Annotated in this window: 22 protein-coding genes; 7 read left to right on the plus strand and 15 right to left on the minus strand. The window is 40.9% G+C overall.

Annotated features, from left to right (window positions below; all coding sequences use genetic code 11):
* Window positions 1-4: 4 nt before the first annotated feature.
* Window positions 5-724: a 3-deoxy-D-manno-octulosonic acid kinase gene (locus IEY40_RS16625; RefSeq protein ID WP_188958157.1), complete on the minus strand. Its 720-nt coding sequence runs from the start codon at window positions 722-724 to the stop codon at window positions 5-7.
* A gap of 110 nt (window positions 725-834) precedes the next feature.
* Between IEY40_RS16625 and IEY40_RS16630 the strand changes: the two genes are divergently transcribed.
* Window positions 835-1,878: a glycosyltransferase family 9 protein gene (locus tag IEY40_RS16630; protein ID WP_188958158.1), complete on the plus strand. Its 1,044-nt coding sequence runs from the start codon at window positions 835-837 to the stop codon at window positions 1,876-1,878.
* Between the two features lie 110 nt (window positions 1,879-1,988).
* Window positions 1,989-3,041 (plus strand): CDP-glycerol glycerophosphotransferase family protein, encoded by a 1,053-nt coding sequence (locus IEY40_RS16635; protein WP_188958160.1) that lies wholly within the window; start codon window positions 1,989-1,991, stop codon window positions 3,039-3,041.
* Between the two features lie 83 nt (window positions 3,042-3,124).
* Here the strand turns inward: IEY40_RS16635 and IEY40_RS20210 are convergent, their stop codons facing one another.
* The gene (locus tag IEY40_RS20210; protein WP_229777140.1) at window positions 3,125-3,994 is read right to left on the minus strand and encodes an adenylyltransferase/cytidyltransferase family protein; all 870 of its coding nucleotides are present in this window, start codon (window positions 3,992-3,994) and stop codon (window positions 3,125-3,127) included.
* A 237-nt stretch (window positions 3,995-4,231) separates the two neighbouring features.
* Between IEY40_RS20210 and IEY40_RS16645 the strand changes: the two genes are divergently transcribed.
* Entirely contained in the window at window positions 4,232-5,305 is a 1,074-nt protein-coding gene (locus IEY40_RS16645) for a CDP-glycerol glycerophosphotransferase family protein (protein WP_188958162.1), read from the plus strand.
* Window positions 5,306-5,425: 120 nt separating this feature from the next.
* On the opposite strand, the gene IEY40_RS16650 is transcribed toward IEY40_RS16645, so the two are convergent.
* The 4 genes from IEY40_RS16650 to IEY40_RS16665 all read right to left on the minus strand — a co-directional run bounded on the left by IEY40_RS16650 (window position 5,426) and on the right by IEY40_RS16665 (window position 9,463).
* Window positions 5,426-7,615, minus strand: coding sequence for a YjbH domain-containing protein (locus IEY40_RS16650; protein WP_428848156.1), 2,190 nt, complete (start codon window positions 7,613-7,615; stop codon window positions 5,426-5,428).
* A gap of 2 nt (window positions 7,616-7,617) precedes the next feature.
* Window positions 7,618-8,397, minus strand: a complete 780-nt coding sequence (locus IEY40_RS16655; protein WP_188958164.1) for a capsule biosynthesis GfcC family protein — start codon at window positions 8,395-8,397, stop codon at window positions 7,618-7,620.
* Window positions 8,394-9,113 (minus strand): YjbF family lipoprotein, encoded by a 720-nt coding sequence (locus IEY40_RS16660; RefSeq protein WP_188958166.1) that lies wholly within the window; start codon window positions 9,111-9,113, stop codon window positions 8,394-8,396. The genes IEY40_RS16655 and IEY40_RS16660 overlap by 4 nt, the downstream gene beginning before the upstream one ends.
* A 92-nt stretch (window positions 9,114-9,205) precedes the next feature.
* Entirely contained in the window at window positions 9,206-9,463 is a 258-nt protein-coding gene (locus IEY40_RS16665) for a hypothetical protein (protein WP_188958168.1), read from the minus strand.
* Window positions 9,464-9,707: 244 nt separating this feature from the next.
* Between IEY40_RS16665 and coaD the strand changes: the two genes are divergently transcribed.
* The gene (gene coaD, locus IEY40_RS16670) at window positions 9,708-10,211 is read left to right on the plus strand and encodes a pantetheine-phosphate adenylyltransferase (RefSeq protein ID WP_188958170.1); all 504 of its coding nucleotides are present in this window, start codon (window positions 9,708-9,710) and stop codon (window positions 10,209-10,211) included.
* 51 nt (window positions 10,212-10,262) lie between these two features.
* On the opposite strand, the gene mutM is transcribed toward coaD, so the two are convergent.
* From mutM to IEY40_RS16705, 7 genes are all read right to left on the minus strand, one after another.
* Window positions 10,263-11,078: a bifunctional DNA-formamidopyrimidine glycosylase/DNA-(apurinic or apyrimidinic site) lyase gene (mutM, locus tag IEY40_RS16675; RefSeq protein ID WP_188958172.1), complete on the minus strand. Its 816-nt coding sequence runs from the start codon at window positions 11,076-11,078 to the stop codon at window positions 10,263-10,265.
* Between the two features lie 9 nt (window positions 11,079-11,087).
* Complete coding sequence (locus tag IEY40_RS16680; RefSeq protein ID WP_188958174.1) at window positions 11,088-11,546, minus strand: hypothetical protein; 459 nt, start codon at window positions 11,544-11,546, stop codon at window positions 11,088-11,090.
* A gap of 271 nt (window positions 11,547-11,817) precedes the next feature.
* A complete protein-coding gene (locus tag IEY40_RS16685; protein WP_188958176.1) occupies window positions 11,818-13,632 on the minus strand; it encodes a bifunctional molybdopterin-guanine dinucleotide biosynthesis adaptor protein MobB/molybdopterin molybdotransferase MoeA in 1,815 nt (604 codons plus the stop codon).
* Window positions 13,633-13,650: 18 nt separating this feature from the next.
* Window positions 13,651-14,241, minus strand: coding sequence for a molybdenum cofactor guanylyltransferase MobA (gene mobA / locus IEY40_RS16690; RefSeq protein ID WP_188958179.1), 591 nt, complete (start codon window positions 14,239-14,241; stop codon window positions 13,651-13,653).
* Window positions 14,225-14,977, minus strand: a complete 753-nt coding sequence (locus tag IEY40_RS16695) for an energy-coupling factor ABC transporter ATP-binding protein (protein ID WP_188958181.1) — start codon at window positions 14,975-14,977, stop codon at window positions 14,225-14,227. The genes mobA and IEY40_RS16695 overlap by 17 nt, the downstream gene beginning before the upstream one ends.
* Before the next feature lies 1 nt (window position 14,978).
* Window positions 14,979-15,686 carry an ABC transporter permease gene (locus tag IEY40_RS16700; protein ID WP_188958183.1) on the minus strand — a complete coding sequence of 236 codons (708 nt, stop codon included), beginning with the start codon at window positions 15,684-15,686 and terminating at the stop codon, window positions 14,979-14,981.
* Window positions 15,683-16,480: an ABC transporter substrate-binding protein gene (locus IEY40_RS16705; protein ID WP_428848157.1), complete on the minus strand. Its 798-nt coding sequence runs from the start codon at window positions 16,478-16,480 to the stop codon at window positions 15,683-15,685. Before IEY40_RS16705 ends, IEY40_RS16700 begins: the two co-directional genes overlap by 4 nt.
* A 285-nt stretch (window positions 16,481-16,765) precedes the next feature.
* On the opposite strand from IEY40_RS16705, the gene IEY40_RS16710 reads away from it, so the two are divergent.
* Both IEY40_RS16710 and IEY40_RS16715 read left to right on the plus strand, forming a co-directional pair.
* Window positions 16,766-18,157 carry a sigma-54-dependent transcriptional regulator gene (locus IEY40_RS16710; RefSeq protein ID WP_188958187.1) on the plus strand — a complete coding sequence of 464 codons (1,392 nt, stop codon included), beginning with the start codon at window positions 16,766-16,768 and terminating at the stop codon, window positions 18,155-18,157.
* A gap of 53 nt (window positions 18,158-18,210) precedes the next feature.
* Window positions 18,211-20,298 carry a sensor histidine kinase gene (locus IEY40_RS16715; protein ID WP_188958259.1) on the plus strand — a complete coding sequence of 696 codons (2,088 nt, stop codon included), beginning with the start codon at window positions 18,211-18,213 and terminating at the stop codon, window positions 20,296-20,298.
* A 449-nt stretch (window positions 20,299-20,747) separates the two neighbouring features.
* On the opposite strand, the gene IEY40_RS16720 is transcribed toward IEY40_RS16715, so the two are convergent.
* The gene (locus tag IEY40_RS16720; protein WP_188958189.1) at window positions 20,748-21,428 is read right to left on the minus strand and encodes a 7-cyano-7-deazaguanine/7-aminomethyl-7-deazaguanine transporter; all 681 of its coding nucleotides are present in this window, start codon (window positions 21,426-21,428) and stop codon (window positions 20,748-20,750) included.
* A 258-nt stretch (window positions 21,429-21,686) separates the two neighbouring features.
* Window positions 21,687-23,042 (minus strand): isochorismate synthase, encoded by a 1,356-nt coding sequence (locus IEY40_RS16725; RefSeq protein ID WP_188958191.1) that lies wholly within the window; start codon window positions 23,040-23,042, stop codon window positions 21,687-21,689.
* Window positions 23,043-23,450: 408 nt separating this feature from the next.
* Here IEY40_RS16725 and IEY40_RS16730 point away from each other — a divergent pair, with 408 nt between their 5' ends.
* Window positions 23,451-24,644, plus strand: a complete 1,194-nt coding sequence (locus tag IEY40_RS16730) for a cyclic di-GMP phosphodiesterase (protein ID WP_188958193.1) — start codon at window positions 23,451-23,453, stop codon at window positions 24,642-24,644.
* The last annotated feature ends 30 nt before the right edge of the window (window positions 24,645-24,674 follow it).

Below are 24,674 nucleotides of genomic sequence, written 5' to 3' on the forward strand. Positions count from 1 at the left end.
ATACTTAAATAGGGTTTAGGCTTCGATAACCTTTAAGCAACTGTTGCCAAGATTGTGAGGAAAAAGCGAGATCAGGTAGCTTGCTTTGTTCTTTATTAAATGAGCGTAATAACCTCTCTAGGTTAGCTTTTTGCCAGCTCGAGTTGGGTTGACGTAATTCGCCGCGGTCAAAATCGATTAAATAAAATTTATCATGTGCTAGTAAGATATTTTTAGCATTAAGGTCTGCATGATACACACCTCGCAAGTGAAATTTAGCAATCGCTTGGCCAAGTGCATGCCATTGTTGCTCATCGATAGGCTGCTGGCTTAAATAGGCTACTAAATCTTTAGCGCCAGCAACATGTTCAATAATAATATCGGCGTTGTACCATAAACCCGATCGTGCAACATGGGCGGCAATGGGTCTTGGTACCGCAAAACCTTCTTGATAAAGCGTTTCTAGAATAACTAACTCCGCCATAGCGCGGGTTTGTTTGAGGCCAGTGTATAGATAACTGTCGCGGTTAAATTTCCCCACAAGTCCGCCACGCCAATAATGGCGTAACACCCAAGTTTGTGATGAGTCTGTTTTGACAAACCAAGTGGTATACCGACCTTTAGATTGGCCGACAACTGCGTTTTTGGTTTGCCAAACATCCACAGAAAAATCTTGCGACGTTATTGTTGCTGCACTAGGCTCGCACCAAGCGATATAGCCTTGTTGGGTAGTTTTTATTTGCATCTAATTATCAAATAGCACGGGCTTGATTGTGGATCGAAATAACATTATACCTTAAGATCACTCACTTGCATTCCTTCCATCTTTTTTCACTGACACATATTGGATATTCAATGAAAGCTGACTTTAGTTCGATACGTTCATTATGTTTACTACGTTTGTCAGCTATTGGTGATGTGTGTCATGCCGTGGCGATGGTTCAAGCGATCCAAAAAAACTATCCTAATTTAGCTATTACGTGGGTCATCGGCAAAGTTGAGTATCAATTACTTAAGCATTTAACGGGCATCGAGTTTGTTATTTTCGATAAATCGAAAGGTTGGCGTAGTTATACTCAGCTACGCAGTGATTTAAAAGGTCAGCATTTTGATGTGCTATTGCATATGCAAGTGGCATTGCGTGCAACGATTGCATCATTAATGATTAAGGCCGATGTTCGAGTTGGTTTTGATAAAGCTCGTGCTAAAGAAGGCCAATGGTTAGTGACCAACCATGCTGTAGAACCGTTAGCAACGCCCCATGTTCTTGACGGTTTTATGGGTTTTGCAAAAGCCATTGGTGTGACCGATTTAACGCCTCGTTGGGATATTCCGGTACCGCAAAGTGACACCGACTTTGCCTCTCAACTTATTGGGGACGCTAAAGTGATGGTGATTTGTGCCGCAGCCAGTAAAGCTGAGCGTAACTGGTTACCTGAGCGTTATGCTGCCGCAGCCGATTACGCAATATCACAAGGTTATAAGGTGATGCTGTGTGGTGGCCCAACAGTATTAGAAAAAAATCTTGCTGATGTTATTCAATCTCACAGCCAATACTCATTTGATAATCAAGTGGGTAAAACAACTTTAACCCAGTTATTAGCTGTGTTAAAACAAGCGACTTTGGTGCTTGCTCCTGATACCGGCCCATTGCATATGGCAGTCACTCAGGGTACGCCAGTTATAGGGTTATATGCTCATTCGAATCCTGGCCGAACAGGGCCTTATCAATCTCGCCAATATACTGTTAGCGTTTACCCTCAAGTCATCGCTAAGCAGTTTTCTACCGAGGTAAAGTGGGGTACTCGTGCAAAAGGTGAACATTTAATGGCGATGATAGAAACGGATGATGTTATACAGAGTATGAAAAAGCTAATGAATGATCTAAGCCAAGACTAAATATTAAACGTGGTAATCGAGTTCACCTTTTCGTTGATATTAAACATCATTAAATACCTAAGCAGGTAATATATTGCACTTGAGTCATTGTGGCAGGGAACACTGTTGATATGAGTAAGAAACGCTATTTATTTTACATTTCACAAAATTATTCTTACGCGATTTTAAGGCCTTTACAAAAGATTATCTTAGCACGTGGTGATGAGGTGAGATGGTTTCTGGCGGGTAATGAAGTTGCAGATAAATACCTCAAGCCTACAGAAAAACGCTTAATGACCATTGATGAAACCATCAAGTGGCAACCGCAGGCGGTGTTTGTTCCGGGCAACATTGTGCCGAGTTTTATTCCTGGTATTAAAGTAAGCGTATTTCATGGTTTTGGTACAGTAAAAATTAATGGGCTAGGGCGTAATGGTCATTTTACAATACGCCACTGCTTCGATTTATATTGCACGCAAGGCCCAGAATCTACTGAACCGTTTCAGCTGTTAGCTGAAAAACATGGCACCTTTAAGGTGGTTGAAACCGGTTGGCCAACATTGGACCCGTTATTTAGTCCTAATGATTCGGTGATAACAAAGCGTGATGACAGACCTGTTATTCTTTTCTGTTCTACATTTTCGCCGCGATTCTCATGCGCCTCTGTTGTTTATGACAAAGTGAAGCAATTATCTCAAGATAGTAAGTGGCGGTGGTTAGTGCAATTCCATCCTAAAATGAATCGTGAGGTTGTTGAAAAATATAAACAATTACAGAATGATAACTTATCTTTTGTTGAAACCGATGATGTGCTTCCTTTGTTACGAGAAGCTGATGTGATGCTTTGTGATACTTCTTCTGTGATGATCATGTTTCTTTTACAAGGTAAACCCGTAGTCACCTTTGATAATAAAATTGATGGTAAGCACCTTATTAACATTAACAATGTTGATGATATTGAATCAGCACTTGAGCAAGCATTGGCTTATCCGGTAACGCTACTTAAAGAGATTGAGCATTATTGCGAGAGTATGCACCCTAATCGTGATGGTCTTTCAAGTGAGCGAGTTTTAGCAGAAACAGATAAATTGATCGACAATGGGTTGATAGGACTTAAGCGTAAGCCATTAAATATCATCAGGAACCTAAAGATGAGAAAAGCATTTGGTTATTGGAAGTTATAAGGCTGAATTTTTACTTTAATCGCATTGATAGATTGCCACATCTGTGGCTCTCTATCACCGCCATGCTATTACTTTGGGTTACTTTATTTGTCAGTTTGCTTAGGGGTAATGTTAAGCTTTTGTTTTAATACCGTTGAGCTCACATTGGGTGTGTAGTCAAAGTAGACCATCTCACAACTCACTTCAGGGTATTTTCCTTTCCAGTCTGATCCCACTGAAATCGCGTCTATTTGATATTCATCAACGACTTTTTGTTTGTCTTTATCGATTTGAGGTATGACTTCATCGACATATCGGTTAGCTTCTAAAATCGAAATTCGCTCCTCGAATGGAATGATAGGAGGGCGGCCTTTAGATTGTTCAATGAGTTCATCTGTCGAGACTCCAACAATTAAATAATCACATAATGCCTTAGTGCTTTTTAATATATTTAAATGCCCTTGATGAAATATGTCAAAACAACCAGATGTATACATTCGGCGGTACATTTTATTTGATGATTGTTTATTTGAAGGCTCTATGGCTGCAAAATCACTTTTTAGTGTTTTTAATAGTTCAGCTTTAAAGATGGCGTCGAGTTGTAAGTGATCTATCAAGCTTGGTGCTTTAGGCCACTGCTTATCGCTAAATTCTTTACCACAAAACTCAGTTGGAAACTCGTAACGAGGAATAATATGAAAATGAACCGCAGGGTCAACCATCATTAACATCAAATAATTGACTTTATGGCAGTCAAATCTATGTTTAAGTATTCGCTCTATATCAGAAATAATGTGTTTTTGTTCATCAGCTGCTTCAGTCGAAATACCTGAGTAGTGGTGGACATTCTCTTTACACACTAAAACCATTGAACCAAGTGTGGGTTGGTCTGGTCTGAGTAACAGATACCAGTGGTGATATGACTTAATTAAGCTTTGTGGATAATCAAATTTGCGTAAAGTGGATTGTGGCATTATTAGGCTTTAGCGTTCAAAAATTTGTTTATATCTTAATTTATCAGAATCTGTGAGTCTATCTAAGTCGAGTTAATTAAAGTGTTTTCGCATGCTTTATGCGACTTATCCCTATTTTTAGATGGCTGTCATAAGTCGCTTTAACAGTGATAACAATTTAACGCTAAGTTGATATACTCTATTTCTGTTGTATTACTGTTACCTATTTTTTGAGTTATATAAAAATAAGAGAATATTATGTTTATCGTTTTCGATACGTTAAATGTGTACTACATTCCTCAGTACATGCCCGTTATTCAAGAGTTAACCCTACGGGGGCACACTGTCAAAATGGTGTGCTATAGCAATAAAAATGACCAAGAAGCTCTGGCGAAAACATTTGATGACGTCGCAGTGGAGTGTCTTTGGGTCACAGATGTTCAAGACGCGAAACAAGTCTATTTAACGATCAAACCGGATTGGATATTTTTTGGCAATCAATTTCCGCACCTAGATTCAATACATCAATACTCTAAAACTGCCCAATTAGGTCATGGTGTAGGTCCTAAGCCTTCGTATTATCATAAATCCATTACGCCAATGACGGTGAGGTTTATAGAAGGTTCACTTCGGTTAGCTAAAATTAAACAATATTATCCAAATGATAATTTTATTGAAGTTGGATTTTGTAAGCTAGATCCATTATTTAAACACCAAGATTTAGGTTTAGATTTAATGGCGTTAGGGTTAGATGTAGGCAAAAAAACCATCTTATATGCACCGACTTTTAATCCCAGCTCTTTAGAGTGTTTTCCTGACAATTGGCCTGACGATTTTAAAAACTATAATATTCTGATTAAGCCTCACTCTTTAACTCAAGTAAGGGCTCAGTATGCCAACCAAAGAGTAAAATTAGCTAAGTGGTCTACATTTTCCAATGTCTATGTTGCTAATGAAAACGACATTTCATTACTCCCTTTTATTCAACACGCAGATATTCTATTAAGTGAAGCGTCAAGTACATTATTTGAGTTTGCTGCAGTAGATAGACCTGTGATTGTGTGTAACTTTTTTAAATTAAAATGGTCTTATCGGGGGATTTTTAAGTACCGATTTGAAAAACGCTTTGGTAAAGATAATGTACTGTATAGCGGTATTGGCTTGCATGTGGACAAATACAAATCGTTAATTAAAGCCATTCCAGACCAGCTGGCTAATCCGCAGGCTTATCAAGCCAATCGACAGCAATATACTCAAGAGCATGTTGGCCCAACTGATGGCTTAGCATCGGTAAGAATAGTCGATTATCTTGAGGGATACGGTAAGTTATAGGTTGTTGCCAATCAGCTATTTATTCAGTCCTATTAGTGTAAACATACTTCATGATGTACACAGATATAAAAAGGCAGAACGTAAACGTTCTGCCTTTTTATTATGAAGTGTAAGCGTTGGTTATTTCACGGTATTTGGTTTGTTGAGCCAAGGTGCTCTAGCGTCTGTACCACCATAGAGCTCAAATTTTCGCCCAAGTTTTTGACCACCATCTCGTGTTAATGGTTGCCAAGCTAGGCTGCCACGATTCGATACAGGTGTCGGTAAAATCGCATCGAAAGGAACTGAAATATAGAATCCTTTGGTAAAGCTACCTTCGCCAAATTGATCTGCAGATAAGTTCGTTTTCGATGCAAATGCACCGACGATAACGCCACTATCAAATTGTTTCGAGAAGTCGACTGTCACACCACGATCTTCTGCTAAATACTGGCCATAACTCACTTTAAGTAACACGTCATCGAACCAGCTTGGCTGGTAATAAACACTAGCATGGCCGGTGAAAGCACCTGTTTGAGCTCGATAGTATCGCCCTGAGTCGGCATCAAAGTTTATTTCATTTTCAAAGAAACCGAATATATTGTCTGGGTCGCGTTGTTTGACATAATTAGCATCAATACCAAATGCCCACTCGCTATCCATTGGACGATACAGAACTTCTGTTCCAATGCCACCAAACATCATCTCTAGATAGCCTACATAAGCTTGCGCATAGATATTCTCACTGAGTTTATCGAGCCAGGTTAGCTGCAGATTATCAACTCGAACAGGTGAGTCAGAGACATATTGCCTAACCAATGTTCTTACACGCTTAAGATCCGTACCATCAGGTGGTGTTTCATATTTGAACTGGTCATAGTTATCAAACAGGTTGATATACATCGAGCTACTGACTTCAATATTCTCAGTCAGCCAGCGACTTGCCGAGCCATTGATGCCGACATTAAATAAGTAAAAGTTTTCCGAACCACCAAAAGATTGAACTATTTTAGGCGCGAAACCATAATTCCATTGGTGAGGTGTTTCCCAGTCGGCTGTTTCAGTGGGTAAAGTAGGTTCAACAACGGTCGTGCTGTCGGCTACTTTCGCATCGATGTAATTATGCTGCACGACATCGATAAATTGCTTGGCGTCAATTTGAGTTTCTGTTGTCGGTAAATTTCCCGCAACTTCTATAATTTTAAAGGTTTTTGCTTGTGGAAAATGATTTACTAAAATTCGCCCAGCATGATCATGAGCATATTTTCTATCACGGTATTTTGTTTGCGTTGCAACTACTGTGACTTCATCATTTTTGATGTAGATTTTGGCGCCTCTATAGCCAGCATCAAAAGCCAATTGCTTATTCAGTTCTGGCAAATCGACTTTGCGATCGACTAAATCAGTCTTCTCTTCAATTGGTTGCTTTGGTGTGTCACGCCAGTTTGATTTTAAGGTATTAAAGTTAGTGGCTAAGCTAAAACCTAGTGTCCAGGTATTACCGCGCTCATAACTGAGTTTAAAATCACCCCAATTACTTACTCGGTACAGGACGCCATAATTAATAGGGCTGTCTTGTGTTAATTCGTTACCTGTACGTAATGCAGCAAAATCAGATTTGTAGTCATTACCATCATATTCCACTTTTAGGCGCAAAGGATCCCATGGCGTTTGATACTCAATACCGGCAAAAATGGCACTACAGCCTTTAAACCAACGCTCAACGTCTACGTCACCACCAGTGCCTTTAAAACCAGTTTCACGATTACAGTCTACTGATGAGGCCTTGTTTGAACCATTAATATTGCCGCGGTTGCCGATATAACCCCAACCGAAGCCTACAGTCGCATCAAAAGGGCCAAAACCTTTGGTCATGGCAATATATTCGCTATCAAATAAGCCAGTACCACCTATATCTCGAACCCCTATGGAGGTTTCGGGGATCCAATAGCTCTCTTCTAATAATCGTAATTTAACGTCGATACCTTTGTCGGTATAATAAGTATCACCACTAAAACTTGGATCATTACTGTAGAGTACATCGGGGACTTGGGTATAACGGATAGTGGTTTCTAACCAGGGAAATAACTGCAGTGATAATGCACCGTGATAATAATCCTCGTTAAAGGTGCCAGTGACACTAAACTCACCTTCAGCAGCCATTCTACCCGTCGGCATTTGAATGAGGCCTACACCACCGAAATCATATTGTGAAGGTGTCAGTTTTGGCGTAGATAGTTCATCGCTGTGCGCTGTGGTACTGATAGCAATCCCGCTTACCATGAATGAAATGGCAAAAACAGAAAAGATAGTTTGTTTTGCTTGATTCATGGTTAACGTATCCAATGTCTTATAAGTTCTAGAATTTGTTGATTTAATTTTTGCTCGTTATCCCTAACACCGTCAAAATCAACATAGATAATTGCGCCAGGTGCAATATCGATATGTTGTTGGTTCCAATAAGCAATAGGATATTTTTCTATTTTCCCATCAGGTTGAATTAGCCAAGCGAAGCTATTTTCTGATGCTTTTAATGGCATCGCATTCTCAATATATTGCGACGCATTTTGCCTCACAACGAACGGTTGCGGACCGTTTTGAGTCACTGCTCCTAATACCAATACATCTTGTGGCTTACTAGGGAGAGTGAGCAAGTATTTCCCCTGTAATAGTGGGTTTAGTTCTTCTTTTAATCGAATGGCATCATAATCAAGCAGGATAAATTCACGTCGAAGAAACTTATTATTCGCGATCCAAGTTGATAATGTTTTTAACGCCTGGATATTATTTGGCTTATTTATATCATTATATTGGGTTTTTAATAGGCTAAGTATCTGCTGCTGCTTTTGCTGGAATAACATTTCGGTGTTGTAATCATAAAGACCCGCAGCTAACCAATAAATAGGCTGTGGCGTAACATTTGCTTCGAGCGTGCCAATGTTTTGGATACTGTCTTTAACCACTTGAACTAAACGTGGTGCTTGTTCATATGTTAATGATACTTCGCTTCTGTCTTTCGCGGTATGAGTGACATTAATCAGTGTTTCGGCAGTTACGTGTTGTGAGCACAGTAATAATGTCATTACTGCATAAAGTGGCGTTAACAGCTTCATTCTTTGTCCTTAAATCCATAAGGCTTTAATAGGGTTATATCTATATAAGGTAAGTTCGGGGCAATTTTTTGATAACTTTTGATCACGTTGCCCGTCGATTCATCAACCCAAAATTGGTTGTCATATTCGATATTGAGATTAGCGACGACAACATGCTCATTGAATTTTTTAAGCGTTACGGTTTTATCATTGATAGTGAGCGTTTCATCACTAACAAAAGTAAAGGTGGAGTGTTGTTGATAATTGATATGATAACCAGGTTGCCAATCGATAGTACTTTGCCATTGCATTGGGGTACTACTTAAATGTAGCCCTAATGTCACTGGGTCAGTTTTTTCGCTGTGTATGTTGATGCGATTACCATCAAATAAATTGATGGTTTTCAGGAGGCGACCATTACGAGTAACCAGCATTCCAGCATCTGAGGAAATCCATTTTAATTCGACATTTTGGCTGTTTATGGATGTAACTGGAAGTGTTAGCGGTGTTTCTGCGAGTGCAAGCAAGACATAAGCTCTATGCGAATCGTTGACTCTGACATAGATACTAGAATAGGGGCTTTGGTCGATTTCACTAGCAGGGATATCATCATCAGGTAGACCAACAACGCTATCTTTTAACATGCCACCAATTTGTACAAAGGTATTGCTACAACCGGTTAAGGAAAAAATGAAAAGCAGGGGAAGTAGATTTTTGTTTTGAAAAATTAGAGACATACGAGCTCAATTCCTTAAGCTTTGACCCAACAGCCGAAAAAAGAAAATAAAAAAGCACATTAAAAAATGTGCTTTTTAATCAACAAACTAACTTAGTTTGTTACTGTAGTTGTACCAGTACCAGTGCTCACAGTAGTAGAGCCAGTTCCTGTACTGTTACCACTTTCTTCATTGCTGTCATTTACTACAGTAGCAATAACGCCTACTGTAATAGCACCAGCAACTGCAGCAGTACCAACCGTAACACCGCTACCAGTTGTTGTAGTGGTTGAATCAGTTGTAGTACCGTCAGCATGAGCTGAACCGATCATTAATAAAGCAGTAGTTAACGCGATAGCTGATTTTTTCATATTAAAAGTATTCCCGTAAATTATTCAAACACACCTAAGTGGAAGATTAGCATATAATCGATTCACTTCCATATATAATTCGACACAAATGCTTAATAAATATTCAGCTTGATCGAGTTGCTAATTTACACGATTTTGCATTTATTTACAAAAACAGTTTAATTAATTATCAATTACAATTGGGTGAAGCGGCAATGTACTGTTAAAATCGTTAGCAATTTAAATCAAGATTACGGCTTTTACTATGCACAGAAGAGCAATTTATCCGGGTACTTTTGATCCAGTTACAAATGGTCACGCAGATCTTATTGAGCGTGCAGCGCGCTTGTTTAAACACGTCATCATAGGTATAGCATCTAATCCGTCCAAACAACCGCGATTTACTCTCGAAGAGCGTGTTGCCCAGGTTAACTTGGTAACGGCCCACTTGGACAATGTTGAAGTGGTAGGGTTTACTGGTTTGCTAGTTGATTTTGCTAGAGAACAACATGCCAGTGTGTTAGTTCGTGGTTTACGTGCAGTCTCTGATTTTGAGTATGAATTTCAGCTAGCAAACATGAATCGTCGATTAAGCCCTGATCTTGAGAGTGTTTTTTTAACTCCAGCAGAAGAGAACTCCTTTATATCTTCAACCTTGGTAAAAGAGGTCGCACTTCATGGTGGTGATGTTAGTCAGTTTGTTCATCCACAAGTTGCAGCTGAATTGAAGTTAAAAGTAGAAGAGAAGCAATTTGCTGACAAAAAATAGCAATTTATGAGCCATATGATATACACATAAATATAGCTCATTTCGTTAAATTTATCGTTGCTGGCATATACCACAAAATACCGTGGTACGTTGGCCTAGTTTGATTTCACTTAATAAATTACCACAATGGGTGCAGGTTTCACCGCCTCGGCCGTAGACATGTAATTTTTGGGCAAAGTAGCCTGGCTTACCATCTGCATTAGTAAAGTCTTTTAAAGTTGTGCCACCTTGCTTTATGGCATGGGCTAAAATTTGTTTCACTTCACTAACTAACACGGTTAATCGTTCAATATCAATGCTGCCTGCTTCTGCTTGCGGGTGTATACCTGCGGCGAATAGAGCCTCATTGGCATAAATGTTCCCTGCGCCAACCACTATATGATTATCCATTAGGCAAAGTTTAATGGCTTTTTTCTTACCTTTTAATGCAGCTTGCAGCTGTTGAGGGGTAAAGTCTCTGCTCAATGGTTCTGGGCCAAGTTTTGACAATAATGGATGGGCTTCTTCGGGTAACTCGTACCATAGCCATGCGCCAAATCGCCTTGGATCATTAAAACGTAACATGCGGCCATTTTCTAATACTAAATCAATATGGTCATGTTTTTCAGCGGGAGTGTTACGCGGTAAAATACGTAAACTACCTGACATGCCTAAGTGCACGATAGTCATGCCTGCATCAGTATCAATTAATAAGTATTTAGCGCGACGACGGACGTTGTTAATGCGTTGACCGATAATGTTTTGCGCTACATCAGGCACTGGCCAACGAAGTGATCCATTACGCACAATCAATTCACTGACAGTTTGCTCGATAAGGTATGGGCTTATCCCCTGGCGGGTGACTTCAACTTCTGGTAATTCGGGCATAAAAACTCATTATTTAGATTGTGACGGTACGGCGAGCACTGGCTGTAAATCAGCGCGTAAACTTGGCGGTATTTTGTACCAATTTTGATTTGATGATTGCAATAAGCCATCTTCGGGGAAATAACGCCATTGTTGTGCGGTGTGAATATTGCTAATTGCGATAGTCAGCGTTTGTTCACTGGCGCTATGTTCAGGTTGAACCGTTAATGGTGACACACTAATATTTTGCCAAGCCTGTGCCCATTGCTGACAGTTAAGGACTTGTTCATGACACCACCATTCATCACCTTTTTTACTTAACCATATATCATCGAGATGAAGTTGTACTAACGGTAGTTGAGGGTCGAACAGCGCCACGGCTTCATCGGGCACATTAGCGGTTTTGTCATCAATAAACGATAACACCGCGATCATAAAGACACTGGCGCCGATAATAATATAATTCCAATTTTTTCGAGAAAGCGCCATAAGAGAGTCCTTTTCGTTAGATACAGCAGTATGCTTGTTCTTTTAGTTTATCACCCACGCGATAAAAAACGAATCTAGCGATACAAGACTCGAGCGGGTTAATCGAAATGATTGATACCATGATACGAAAGAGGCAGGGATGTAGATTACCCGAAGATAAAGATAACAATAGCGAGAGTCGACAAGATAGCAAATGAGGCAATCGAAAGGATTGGGTCATTCAATCTCAGACAATCACTGCGCGCAGCAATGATTGTCGAGACTAGAAGATTTAAAGCAAATCGGCAAACGGTTGAATAAATACGCTATCACCCGCAGGGATGGTTGCTGTGTCGTCTGCGATAACAATAAGGCAATTCGCATTCACCATTGAATTCAACATACCTGAGCCTTGCGCTCCAGTTGTTTTGACATGGATTTTTCCGTCATTTGCGATGCTATAAACGCCGCGTAAAAATTCCGTTCTACCGGTTTTACTGCGTAAAGAGTGGTCTGCAATGGCTGGAATAAATTGTGGCTGCCAGTTTGTTTCTCCGGCAAGTTTACGAATAGCAGGTTGCACGAACTGCATAAATGACACCATCACCGCGACAGGGTTGCCAGGTAAACCAAAAAACAAACTCTGGTCTATTTTACCCACTGCTAAAGGGCGGCCTGGGCGCATGTTAATCCGCCAAAAATGAGTGTTACCCACGTTGGCGAGTGCCATTTTTATGTAGTCAGCATTGCCCACTGACACGCCGCCAGAACTAATGACAATATCCGCTTTTGCTGCTGCGTCGCTCAATGTGTTGGTCAGGGTTTGTTCGTTATCGTCAATAATCCCGAGGTCAATAACCTGACAACCGAGCTTTTTCGCCATTGACAAAATGGTATAGCGATTAGCATCGTAAATACAGTTAGGCTTTAGCTCATCACCGGGTTGACTCACTTCATCACCGGTTGAGAATACCGCAACAACAGGACGTTTAAAAATAGGTAAGCGATTAAACCCCAGAGATGCCATTAAGCCCAGTTCTGCAGCACCTAACCTAGAGCCGGCAGATAATGCCACTTGACCTTTAGCAATGTCTTCACCGGCAAGGCGAACATGTTGACCTTTGATGATGTGCTCAAGCTCAAGTAGGGTAACTGTTTGACCGCTTTCTTCGGCTAATTCACGTGCTTGAATGGTGTCAGCACCTTGTGGCACTGTTGCCCCAGTCATAATGCGCACCGCTTCACCTGATTGCAGTAAATTTGGGTAGTTATGTCCCGCGAGCACTTCTGCCACAATCTTAAGCGGTGCGGTCGACAAACTATCAAATGCAAAAGCATAACCGTCCATTGCTGAGTTTGTTTGTTGTGGCACATTAATTTCTGAAATAATGTCTTGAGCGAGAATGCGGTTATCAATATCAATAAGATCAACTAGTTCTGTTTGGTTAATCGTTTTCACTTGACCTAATACTTTACTAATACCTTGTGAGACGCTAATGCCGTATTCAGACTCTGGTTGGTCTCGTAATGCTTCGTTGTTAAAACAAATAGGTAATTTAACTTGAGGAGCTTGCCAATTTTGTTGGTAGAGTTGAACAAAATCAGCAATTTGTGCCACATTGTTTAAGTCTAATCGCGTCAAGGTGTCTGGGACCTGAGTGTCTTCGCAGCAAGCGATAGCGACTATATTTTCGTCATGCACGTGAATGAGCGGTTTATTGTGTGCAGCACGGTGTAATTCGATTTTGGGTAATGTTAATTTTTTAAAACCTTCAACAAGTACGATATCGACTTTTTCAGCTTCAATTTGGCGCAGTAAATGCTGTAGTTGAGGATCGCCCTCAACAGGATCTTCAGTCATTAATGCCCAGCGCACATGAGATGCAACCAATACTTGTTTTGCACCCGCTTTACGCATTTCATAACTGTCTTTACCTGGAATATCAACATCGAAGTTATGATGTGCATGTTTGATAACTGCTAAGCGAATACCGCGTTGATTGAGTTCAGGAATAAGCTGTTTTAATAGGGTTGTTTTACCGGTGCCGCTGTATGCACAAAACCCTAAAACGGGAATAGGTAATGGATTACTAAATACTACAGTCATCGTGGACCTCTTAATAAATTACTTGGCAATTGTCTGGGCGAGTTGTTGCTTTTGTTCTGGTGTGTTGACGTTAACAAAAGCATTAGGTTGATCGGCAAAACTCTCTACTGCCACTTGATGTTGACGATACCAAAAATCAATTTTGCGCTCGCCTGCATCCAAAAATGCCTGCATAGATTCTGCTAAGTAGGGTTTAAGCAAGAGCACGACTGGCTGTTCACGTTCGCCATCACTCGCAACAGCAATATCGGCATTTTGCTTGGTAAGCGCGGCTAATAATCGTGATGCTAAATCGCTTGGTAACATAGGGCAATCACAGGGCACGACCAATAAATATTCTGCTTGAGTTTGTTTTAGCGCCGTGACCATGCCAGCTAATGGACCTAAGTAGCCACTGTCTTGATCGCTAAAAACGCTATAGCCCCATTGCTCATACTGAGTTTGGTTACGGTTAGCGTTAATCATAATACGGTCAACCTGAGTGCTGAGTTTGTCGATGGTATGGCAAATCATTGCTTGGCCATTAAGATCAACTAAGCCTTTATCGTTGCCACCCATTCGTCTAGCCATGCCGCCAGCTAAAATTACTGCGTCAATCTGTGGTGCCATAATGTAATTCCGTTGAATTAGTCTGATGCACTGTATCTGCTGTAGGTACATGCATGCTGGTATGAATAGTACGTTGCTTAATATGCCAATGTTGCTGGCATAATGCAGTGAGGCCACAAGTTTGGTGACTACTGATTAACAGGCCGGTGCCGTCTTGTTTTAATTGATTGATCATTGCTAATACTAAACGTTGCGAATGCTTGTCCATATTCGAAATAGGTTCATCGAGCATGAGCAGTTTAGGCTGGGTAATCCATGCTCTTGCAATAGCAAGGCGTTGGCGTTCTCCGCCAGATAAATCACTAGCATGATGAGTTAATAAGTCGTTAAGTTGAGCCATATTAATGGCTTGCTTAATTCTGTTGCTACGTTCGCTTGACGTCAATTTCAATTGATTTAGAGCATAGGTCAAGTTGTATTTTACTGAACCCTCAAACAAATAAGGATGTTGATGTAAATACACAGCTTTGCCTAATAGGCTGTCTGCTTGCCACCAGGATTTAGGTGTAAAACCTTGATCAAAAACCACACCCTCTGTTGGCTTAATCAAGCCTGCTAGGATTTTCATTAGGGTCGATTTTCCAGAGCCATTATCGCCCTGCAAATAAATCACATCACCTTGTTTAAAGTTCAGTTCATCCACGCTAAATAAAGTATTTTTTTGAAACTTCATCAGCAAATTCTGAGCATGAATTTCTACAGGTTTGCTGGTGGATAAGCTATTCGATGAGGTCATCTTAATGACTCCTTGGGAGGGCTTTACCTCGCAATGAACCTAAGATGAAGTTTAGCACCAAGGCTAAAATTAATAATACTAATCCTAATGCAATGGCTTGGGCAAAGTCACCTTTACTGGTTTCTAATGCAATAGCGGTAGGAATATTGCGTGTCACATTCATAATGTTTCCTCCCACCATCATTGAACAGCCAACCTCTGTAAGGATACGGCTAAAGGCAGCAATAATGGCCAGAAGCAGAGGTACTCGAAGTTCACGACATAATGTCCATACTGCGCGTATCCATGTTGCTCCTAGTGTACGGGATGTTTCCCAAGCGCGGCGATCTACGCTTGAAAAGGCAGCTTGTGAAAGTGCAACCATAACCGGTGCGCAAATAAGCATTTGCCCTAAAATCATACCTTGTTGGGTAAACAACCACTTTAAATCACCGAGCACACCTTGGCGAGTGAGTAATAAATACACCAGCAATCCAATGACAACCGTTGGAATCGATTGTAGGGTTTGAATGAGGTTAGTTACAACCCAGCGGCCACGAAAATGACTGAATGCAAGAATAAAACCTAAGATAATCGACGGAATAATCGTGATCAGCAGCGCCGCAAAGGACACCGAGAAAGAGATATTAATAATCGCCCAAACATCTGGGTCAAAAGAGAGCAGCAAGCTAAATGCTTGCTGCAATAGGGCTAACCAGCCGTCACTCATTTTTTATACGTTGCCTTGAACAATTGCTCTCCTTGCACAGTGAATTCATTAATCATGGTTTGTGTTGCAGGGGTGATAAGCCAATCGCTTAATGCTTTTGCACCTTTATGATTAAGATCAGGATATTTTTCAGGGTTAATTAGCATGATTTGGTAAGGGTTAGCTAATGCTGCGCCACCTTCAAAACTAATGGTTAAATCAAGTTTAGCTTTATAAGCAATAAAAGTACCGCGGTCTGCTAACGTATAAGCTTGCAATTCATTTGCCATTAGCAAGGTTTTACCCATGCCTTGGCCTACAGATGTATAGCCTTCAAAGTCCGGTGTTACGCCAGCAGCTTGCCAAATTTCAAGCTCCTTCATATGAGTGCCTGAGTTATCTCCACGTGAGATAAACTTGCTTGGTTTCGCTGCAATTTTACTAAATGCTTCTGTCGCATCTTTGCTCAATTTTGCTACTGCAGGGTCATCTTTAGGCCCAAGTACAATAAAATCATTTTCCATAATACCGCGAGGTTCAACACCGTAACCATCGGCAACAAATTTTGCTTCTGCTTCTGGAGCATGTGTCATGACAACATCAACATCACCTTGGCTGCCTAGCTTTAATGCCTGGCCAGTACCGGTCGCAATGACTTGCACACTGTAGCCAGACTCTGCTTCAAACTTAGGTAAAATCGCACCTAATAATCCTGAGTTTTCAGTACTCGTTGTTGTCGCGAGTTTAATGACTTCGCCTGCTAACGCGACTGGGCTGAACATCGCACCACTAAAAACCGTAGCGGCTAATAACATGCTGACACTTGCTTTGAGTTTTAACATTTCCATTCCTTGTAGTATTAATGACCGGATTTTTTCTTAATTACCAAAGCCATAAGCAAGTTAAATGCCAAATGATTTTAAAGCAAATACAGTTCACGCCTAAAATCGAAATTGTGAACTTGATCCCAAGCTTGATGAAATTATGATAGACAAATTGTCCCACGATCACTTTTCTGTGGTTCATAGTGACCCTGTCATTTCGATTCAATGGTAGAGTAAGTTAAAAGCGTGTCAAAATGTCCTAATAAGAGTCCATTTATGAGTCCTGACGAACAGATCACCCCTATAGCCCAAACCACAATGTCGGTATTAATCGTTGATGACGAGCCCGGCATGCGCAGTTTTTTGATGAAAGCTTTAGCCAAAAAATTCGCTCTCGTTGAAACGGCATCCACCATTGCGCAAGCAGAAACGCTCCGTAGCCAAGGTCATTTTGATTTACTCATTGTCGATATAAGACTGCCTGACCGTTCTGGTATTGAGTGGCATGAAGCATTAAACGATCGTGATAGACAATCCGACATTATTTTTATGACGGGGTATGCCGATATGGATGTAGCAATCAAAGCGCTACGGGCAGGCGCTTCTGACTTTATTATGAAACCATTTCACCTTGAACAAATGATGACCGCAGTTGACCGCTGTATTGAAAAGCGTTTGTTAAAACGCGAAAACTTTATGTTAAGGCGCGAATTAGCTCATGGGCAGTCATCAACCATTATTGGTAATAGTGAAGCTATTCGCGATGTTAAACAAGTCATTGAACGCATAGCTCCCACCAATGCAGTGGTATTGATTGAAGGAGAATCTGGCACAGGTAAAGAACTTGTAGCAAGGCAGCTACATCAACTTAGTGGCCGCAGTGGTGCTTTTGTACCTGTTAACTGTGGTGCTATAGCGCCAGAATTATTGGCCAGTGAGTTATTTGGTCATACGGCGGGCGCATTTACGGGGGCAAAAGGCAATCGTGAGGGTCTGTTTAGTTATGCCTCTGGCGGGACCATTTTTTTAGATGAAATTGGCGAGATGCCAATGAACATGCAAACCGCGTTACTTCGCGTTCTTGAAGAGCGATCTATTAGACCTGTCGGTAGCGAAAAAGAAATCGATATTGATGTGCGAGTTGTTGCCGCAACCAATCGTTTACTGATTGATGAAGTTGAAGCAGGACGTTTTCGTCGAGACTTATTTTACCGCCTCAATGTGCTCAATATTGTGATTCCATCTTTGCGATCTCGTCCTGAGGATGTCGTTGAGTTAACGCATTTCTTCACGTTACAGTTATCACAAGAACTGGGCATTAAAGATGTTATTTGGAGCCATGAAGACCTGCAAGTACTGCAGCAATATGATTGGCCAGGTAATATTCGTGAGTTACGTAATATGATTGAACGTTGCATTTTATTAGGTAAACCACCGGCAGAATACTGGAAAAAACCTGTAGTGACAGTGGTACCAGAAGCAATGGGTTACCCGCTTGATTGGCCTTTAAAAGAAGTTGAAAAGCTCCATGTTACTCAGGTCGTTGATGCACATAATGGTAATAAATCTGCAGCAGCAAGAGATTTAGGGGTATCGCGTAAAACGCTCGACCGTAAATATAAAGAGTGGGCTCATCATGACGATGACAGCAGTGGAGAAATACAGTAGTGGCTAATAAATCGGGTTTATTCACTCGAGTATTTGGTATTAGTTGGCTACAGATGCAGTCAAAGGTACGATACCGCATTTTATTTCTAACCTTATTGCCGATCTTATTAACTCTGGTTAGCTTAGTTTTCATCACGATTTATTGGAACGTGATATATACAGGCAAACAATTGTTTATGAAGGTAAAAGCAGACCTCGTCGTTGCTGAAAACACCTTGGCACAGGTTCAGAGACGACAACAACATCAGCTTAGTACTATTAGTGGGTCGTGGGATTTTCAACATGCTTTTCAGTTGCTCAATAACAACGATTCACAACCTAATGCTGCCGCAATTAATGCTCTCAATATATTATTGGCTGAAAAACAGCAAACGCTAGGTTTAGATTTTTTACGCCTCATAAGTCTAAGCGATGCCGCTGCCGATCCTGATTTACGGCTAATGTTGCACCAAACACAACAGCAAGCAATATCAGGGTTGATGGTCTTACCTAACAATCGACTCGCAAGGATTAACTCGGTTCTTGCTGAGCAAGCTGAAATTGAGCTTGTTGCCACTAGGCATGCGGCAGAACCGCCTAAAAAAATGGAAAGTCGTGGGTTATTAAGCCGCACACTAATGCCTGTAGCGGATCTGTCTGGTAATGTGTTTTGGTATATTGATGGTGGTATGCTGTTAAATCGTAACACATTGATTGTAGACCATATTAGGGATTTGGTTTATGGTGAGGGTACATTGCCTGAGCGCTCAATTGGTACGGTTACACTATTTTTAGACAATATCCGAATTAGTACCAATGTGCCTTTAGAACAGTTTCCAAGTGATCTGAGCAAACAAAATAGAGCCATTGGTACCTTAGTGTCAGACGAGGTGTATCAGCAAGTATTAATAGAGGGCGAAAACTGGATTAACCGAGCTTTTGTATTGAGCGAATGGTATATATCGGGCTATTCACCCTTGTATGATATTCGAGGCAAACGTGTCGGCATGGTTTACGCCGGTTTTTCTGAAGCGCCATTTTTACATAACTACTTATTAAACATTATTGAGCTCGGCACCATTTTGGTGATCGTGTTATTTCTATCGGGCTTTTTGGTGTATCGCGGCGCAAATAGTTTATTGCAGCCCATTGAGTATATTCATCAGGTTGTAACTGCTGTGCAAGCGGGTCGTAATATTCGCATTGGTAAATTGGGCTTAACCAGTGATAACGAATTAGCACAATTAGCCGATCAGTTTGATCGAATGCTCGACCAACTGCAGCGTCGTAATGCGCAAATTCAAGCCGCAGCCGAGCAACTCGAAATCAAAGTTGAACAACGAACCCGGAGTTTGCAGGACAAAACCGAAGAACTTGAACGAAATGTCGCCTTATTACATGCCACTCGCCAGCAATTGGTTACCAATGAAAAACTCAGCGCATTAGGTGAATTGATTGCGGGTATTGCTCATGAAATTAATAATCCCACCGCGGTGATTTTGGGCAATATGGAGCTATTAAAATACGAGCTTGGCGATGGTGCAAAGGTTGTCGAAGAAGAAATCGAATTGGTTATTCAACAGGTCGGCCGCATCACTACAATTATCCGTAGCTTATTACAGTACAGTCGGCCTGGGGAATTTAATGCACCAATTGAATCTCAAGCTATTACCCCTATTGTAGAAGAAGTGCTGCTATTGGTGCGTCACTCTATTGAGCAACAAAAAGTGGAACTGGTGAAAGAGTTAACCGCCAGCACACTGGTCGAGGTTAATCGGCCACAATTATTGCAAGTATTAATCAATTTAATGGTTAATGCGGCCCATGCTATTAAAGCCAACGGTCGTATTTGGTTGAGAACCTACGATTGGATTGAAGATGGTCAAAGTATTGGGGTGAAAGTTGAAGTTGAAGATGAAGGGATTGGTATCTCGAAAGAGGATTTAGGCCGCATTTTTGATCCATTTTATACCACACGTAAAGACGGCACAGGCTTAGGTTTATCATTAAGTTACGGTATTATTAAACGTCTTGGCGGCACCATTGAAGTTAAATCTACGCTTGATGTTGGTACCGTATTTACCATTGGTTTGTATCACAAAGCAAAAGATGATCAACAGCTTGGACCATATGATGGTTTACAGTTTGGCGATAAAACATAATATAAATGATACGAGAAAACAGATAAAAAAAAGCCGGGAATAATTCCCGGCCACAAAGAGTGTGTGAGCAATGTCGTGCTTGCGAACTCAGTAGACTACTTAAAGGTGATGAAGTCTCTATTTAGTAAACCGAGTTTTGGAACGCAAGTTAATAGTAATCATTCTCATTTGTGTTTGCAAGTCCTTAAACAATAAAATTATCATCTTTACATTGTCATCATCACTAAAATAAACAGACCTTAATTATTGAGTCATATGATTAACTGAATATAGGCTTGGGTGATGGCGCTAGCTGGGGGATTTACTTAAGTTCAATGCCTAGTTGCATCGCACTATTGTTTGATGAGTGAACCCATTTGAACATTGTAGTGGACTGATTAAGCGTGTTTAACCATCAAGCTCAGCTAGACTGGCGACTAAGCTTGATGATTTATTATTTCGAGTTCAGATTATTTGTTCACTTCAATAATGACATGTTCGTTATTTATAGGGCTATCGAACAAAATCTTGTCTTGAAGCACTTTTAGTAGCACACCATAAGCCGGTAAGAATAAGCCTAAACTGACAATTAATTTAAAGCCATAATCCACCGTAGCGATTTCGGGCCAGTGAGTGGCCATAAACATGTCGCTAGATGCGTAGAAAGCCACACTAAAGAATACTAACGTATCGACAAAATTACCTATTAAGGTCGATGCCGCTGGAGCAACCCACCATGCCTTTGCTCGGCGCAATTTGGCAAATACGGTGATATCCATTAGCTGGCCAATCAAATAGGCTACAAAGCTAGCAAAGGCAATTCGAAATACAAAGCTGTTCCATTCTGCTAATGCTGAAAATGTTTGTAGCTGACCTTGATGAAATAGCACCCCCACTACATATGACACTAATAACGCAGGGATCATTGCCTTGAGAATAATGCTTCTGGCGGCTTGCTGGCCAAAAATCCTCACCGTTAAGTCAGTGGCTAAATACACAAACGGAAAGCTAAATGCACCCCACGTTGTGTGGTAGCTAAACAGCTGAAAAGGTAATTGAACAAGGTAGTTACTTGCGCAAATAATTAAGATATGAAAACTGACTAATAGCATCAGTGCTCGGCGATATTTCGCCTGGGATAACTGCAACATATTGTGGCCTTTTTAATTGGGTTAGCGCGGGGTGAGGGAACCCGCTATTGATACGGTTAACAGTATTTATGTATGTCAGTTTAGCGACATATCGCTATAGAGCGGTTTCATAAATGACTACTACAGAGAATATTATCATTATAGTTGTGTCGCTATGCGATCGCCTTTTAACTCGGTCAATCTAAGTGAAAAAGGGGCTGCAAACACGGGGGCGGGATAATAGCATGGGTAATATTCAAGCGAAAGATTAAAGCGGTGTTAAAAGTCGATTAAAATAGACAGTACAGTGGCCAATTTGTTTTCTAATTCTTGCCATTCTGCCTGCGGATCTGAGCCTGCAACAATCCCAGCACCTGCAAATAAATTGATTCTGCGCGGTTCAATTAACGCACTGCGGATCGCCACTGAAAATTCAGATTCATTACGATTAAAATAACCACAAGCCCCAGTGTACCAGCCTCTTGCATATCCTTCACGTTGACGAATAAAGCTCAATGCTGCTTCACGCGGTAATCCTCCCACAGCTGGCGTAGGGTGTAATGCGCGCAATAACTCAAAGTCACTGACTCCTGGTTGTAATTGAGCTCGAATCGAACGATGTAAATGTTGAATATGATTTAATTTAAAAATTTTAGGTTGTTCATCCGCGCCAAGGTATTGGCTCAATGGTGTTAGTACATCGACAATATGCTGTCTTACTAGCTGATTTTCATGGCTGTTTTTAATGTCATCTAATAAGGCTTGAGCAAGCAAATTGTCTTCATCTGGGTTGAGTCCGCGCACAGTCGTACCTGCCAATGCTTCTGTAAATAGCTCTTGTTGGCGACGTAAATATAAACGCTCAGGCGAGCATGAAATAAACGCTCGCTCTGGACTAAACTGAAAACCAAACTGAAAACTGTTGGGGTTTCTACCTTGCCAACATGCTAATACTGTCCACGGTTCAATATCGTCACTGACATCAATTTGAGTATGGCGTGATAACACCACTTTTGGTGTTGTGCGATTAAACTTTTCTTGAGTGACTTGTTCAACTAACTCTTTCCAACGTTCATAACGGGGTAAATCACTGCGACCCATTAACGTCATTTTGTTTGGTGGTGACAACGGTTTCGGTTTATTAATTTGCTCAATAGCAGTCAATGCTGCTTGTATTTCTTGTTGCGGATCGGTGTTTTCAAAATTAAGGTTTACCAGTATTCTGAGCTTATTACCTGTTCGACGTAATTCTATTCTTGGTAACACAAAGTGTGCTCTGCCAAACTCTGGCCAGCTTTCTACTGTGCGGTCAAAGGCGAGGCCACCATAATAGCGAATGTCTTGTTGGTTAGTTTTATTACGTTGTTGTTGATAAATTTGTGCCAAAACACTGTCGTCGACTTGGTCTTCAAAAAAGAAGCTTTTACAAGCACCAATCGCGGCGACATCTTCATCTCGGTCTCTACCGTGCCAATAAATTTTAGGAAATTGAGTTTGTGCAGCTAACCAAGAGAGTAAAGGCAAAGCGGGAGCTTCTACAGATAATTGAATAATGGATTCACGTGCAGGCACTTTACTAAGCTGGTTAAGCTTAGTAATCAGTTCATTAAATTGTGATGAAAAGAAGTGACCCAAGAACAATACCTCACGTATAAATACAACAGAGTTAAGGTAATAAAGCGATTAAATACTGTCAATTAGCAAGGTTAAATCGTGTGATCTGAATTGCTAATATAATCACTCTGACGACTCGAAAGCAGCATATTGTGTCTTGGCGCATTGAAAAATACGCTTCTTATTTTTGTAAGCGCTTACTATTAAATTGGTGGTGATAGTTTATTTGCTAAAATCGACAGGTAATAACTAACATAACAATTGTTTATTCCTATGGGTGATGTATAAACATAAGTCACAATAATACGGTGACCAAAAGGCTATACTGACGAAAATCGATAGAATAATGGACTAAGATAGTTCAAAATAGTAACGATTATTATGTGAGCTAGATCTCAATTTAAGTTTTTCTTCCCGGAGTACGTGTACATGAGTGGTTCAGTTGAATCAAGCAATGTCATTAAGATCCCTGTTGATAAACTTGCCCTTGGCATGTTTGTTACGGCTATAGATCGTCAACAAAACAAAGTCGACATTCGCAACCCTGGTCAAATCAAACATCGCGACGCAATTGTTAAACTCAAAAAGAACAATATCGCTGTGGTATGGGTCGATGTTGAGCGGTCGTCAGATACTTGTGGATTAAAAAAAGGTGATCGTTCTAACGCACCAGCTAACCCGTTAGCGCGTAAAGCAACGGTGACTCGCGATGGGCAACAGGCACAAGCTAAAAAGTTACTTGCCGAAGCTAAAGGTTTGATCAAAAAAGTGATGTCTGAAACCTTCGAAGGTAAACCTATCGAAGTGGGTCAATTTGAAGACGTTGCCGACAAAATGATTGAGTCGGTAATGGACGATGCAGACGCATTTAAATGTATTTCAGCATTACGCACTAAAGATGCCTACCTCCTTGAGCACTCAATTAACGTCGCATTTTTACTGGTGACGTTTGGTAAGCACTTAGGGCTTGAACGTGAATTGCTTAAACAAATGGCTGTCGGCGGTATTTTACATGATATCGGTAAAATTAAAGTCGATAACGAAGTACTGCATAAACCTGGCCGGTTAACGCCTGAAGAGTTCGAGCACATGAAGTTGCATCAAGTCTATGCCGCTGAAATTATGCGCGAGACCGAAGGGTTGTCGCAAGTGAGTAAAGATGTGTGCTTAATGCATCATGAAAAGCTTGACGGTAAAGGCTATCCTCATGGGCTCACCGCAGAGCAAATTCCTCAACATGGTCGCATGAGCTGTATTGTAGATATATTCGATGCGCTAACCGCAACTCGCTGCTACAAAGAAGCCATGAGTCCTGCGGCAGCCTTTAAAATTTTGCTCAGTCTGACGCCGTTTCATTTAGACCAAAAACTGGTTTATGAGTTTATCCGTTGTGTGGGTATTTACCCTGTAGGTTCGCTTGTGCAGCTGTCTGATGAACGTGTCGGTATTGTTTGGGACTCAAAAGGGCGTGATGCTTTACACCCAATTGTAAAATGCTTTTATTCGTTAAAGCATAAGCGCTATACCGAAGTGACTATGGTTGATTTACATAAAGCAGAATTGAATATTGAACGTGGTGTATCACCTGGAGCGCTAGAGGTCGACCCAACGCCATTTTATTAAGCCAGAAACTGACATCGCAACAAATGAGTA

The organism is Shewanella ulleungensis (assembly GCF_014648315.1).
Taxonomy (GTDB): domain Bacteria; phylum Pseudomonadota; class Gammaproteobacteria; order Enterobacterales; family Shewanellaceae; genus Shewanella; species Shewanella ulleungensis.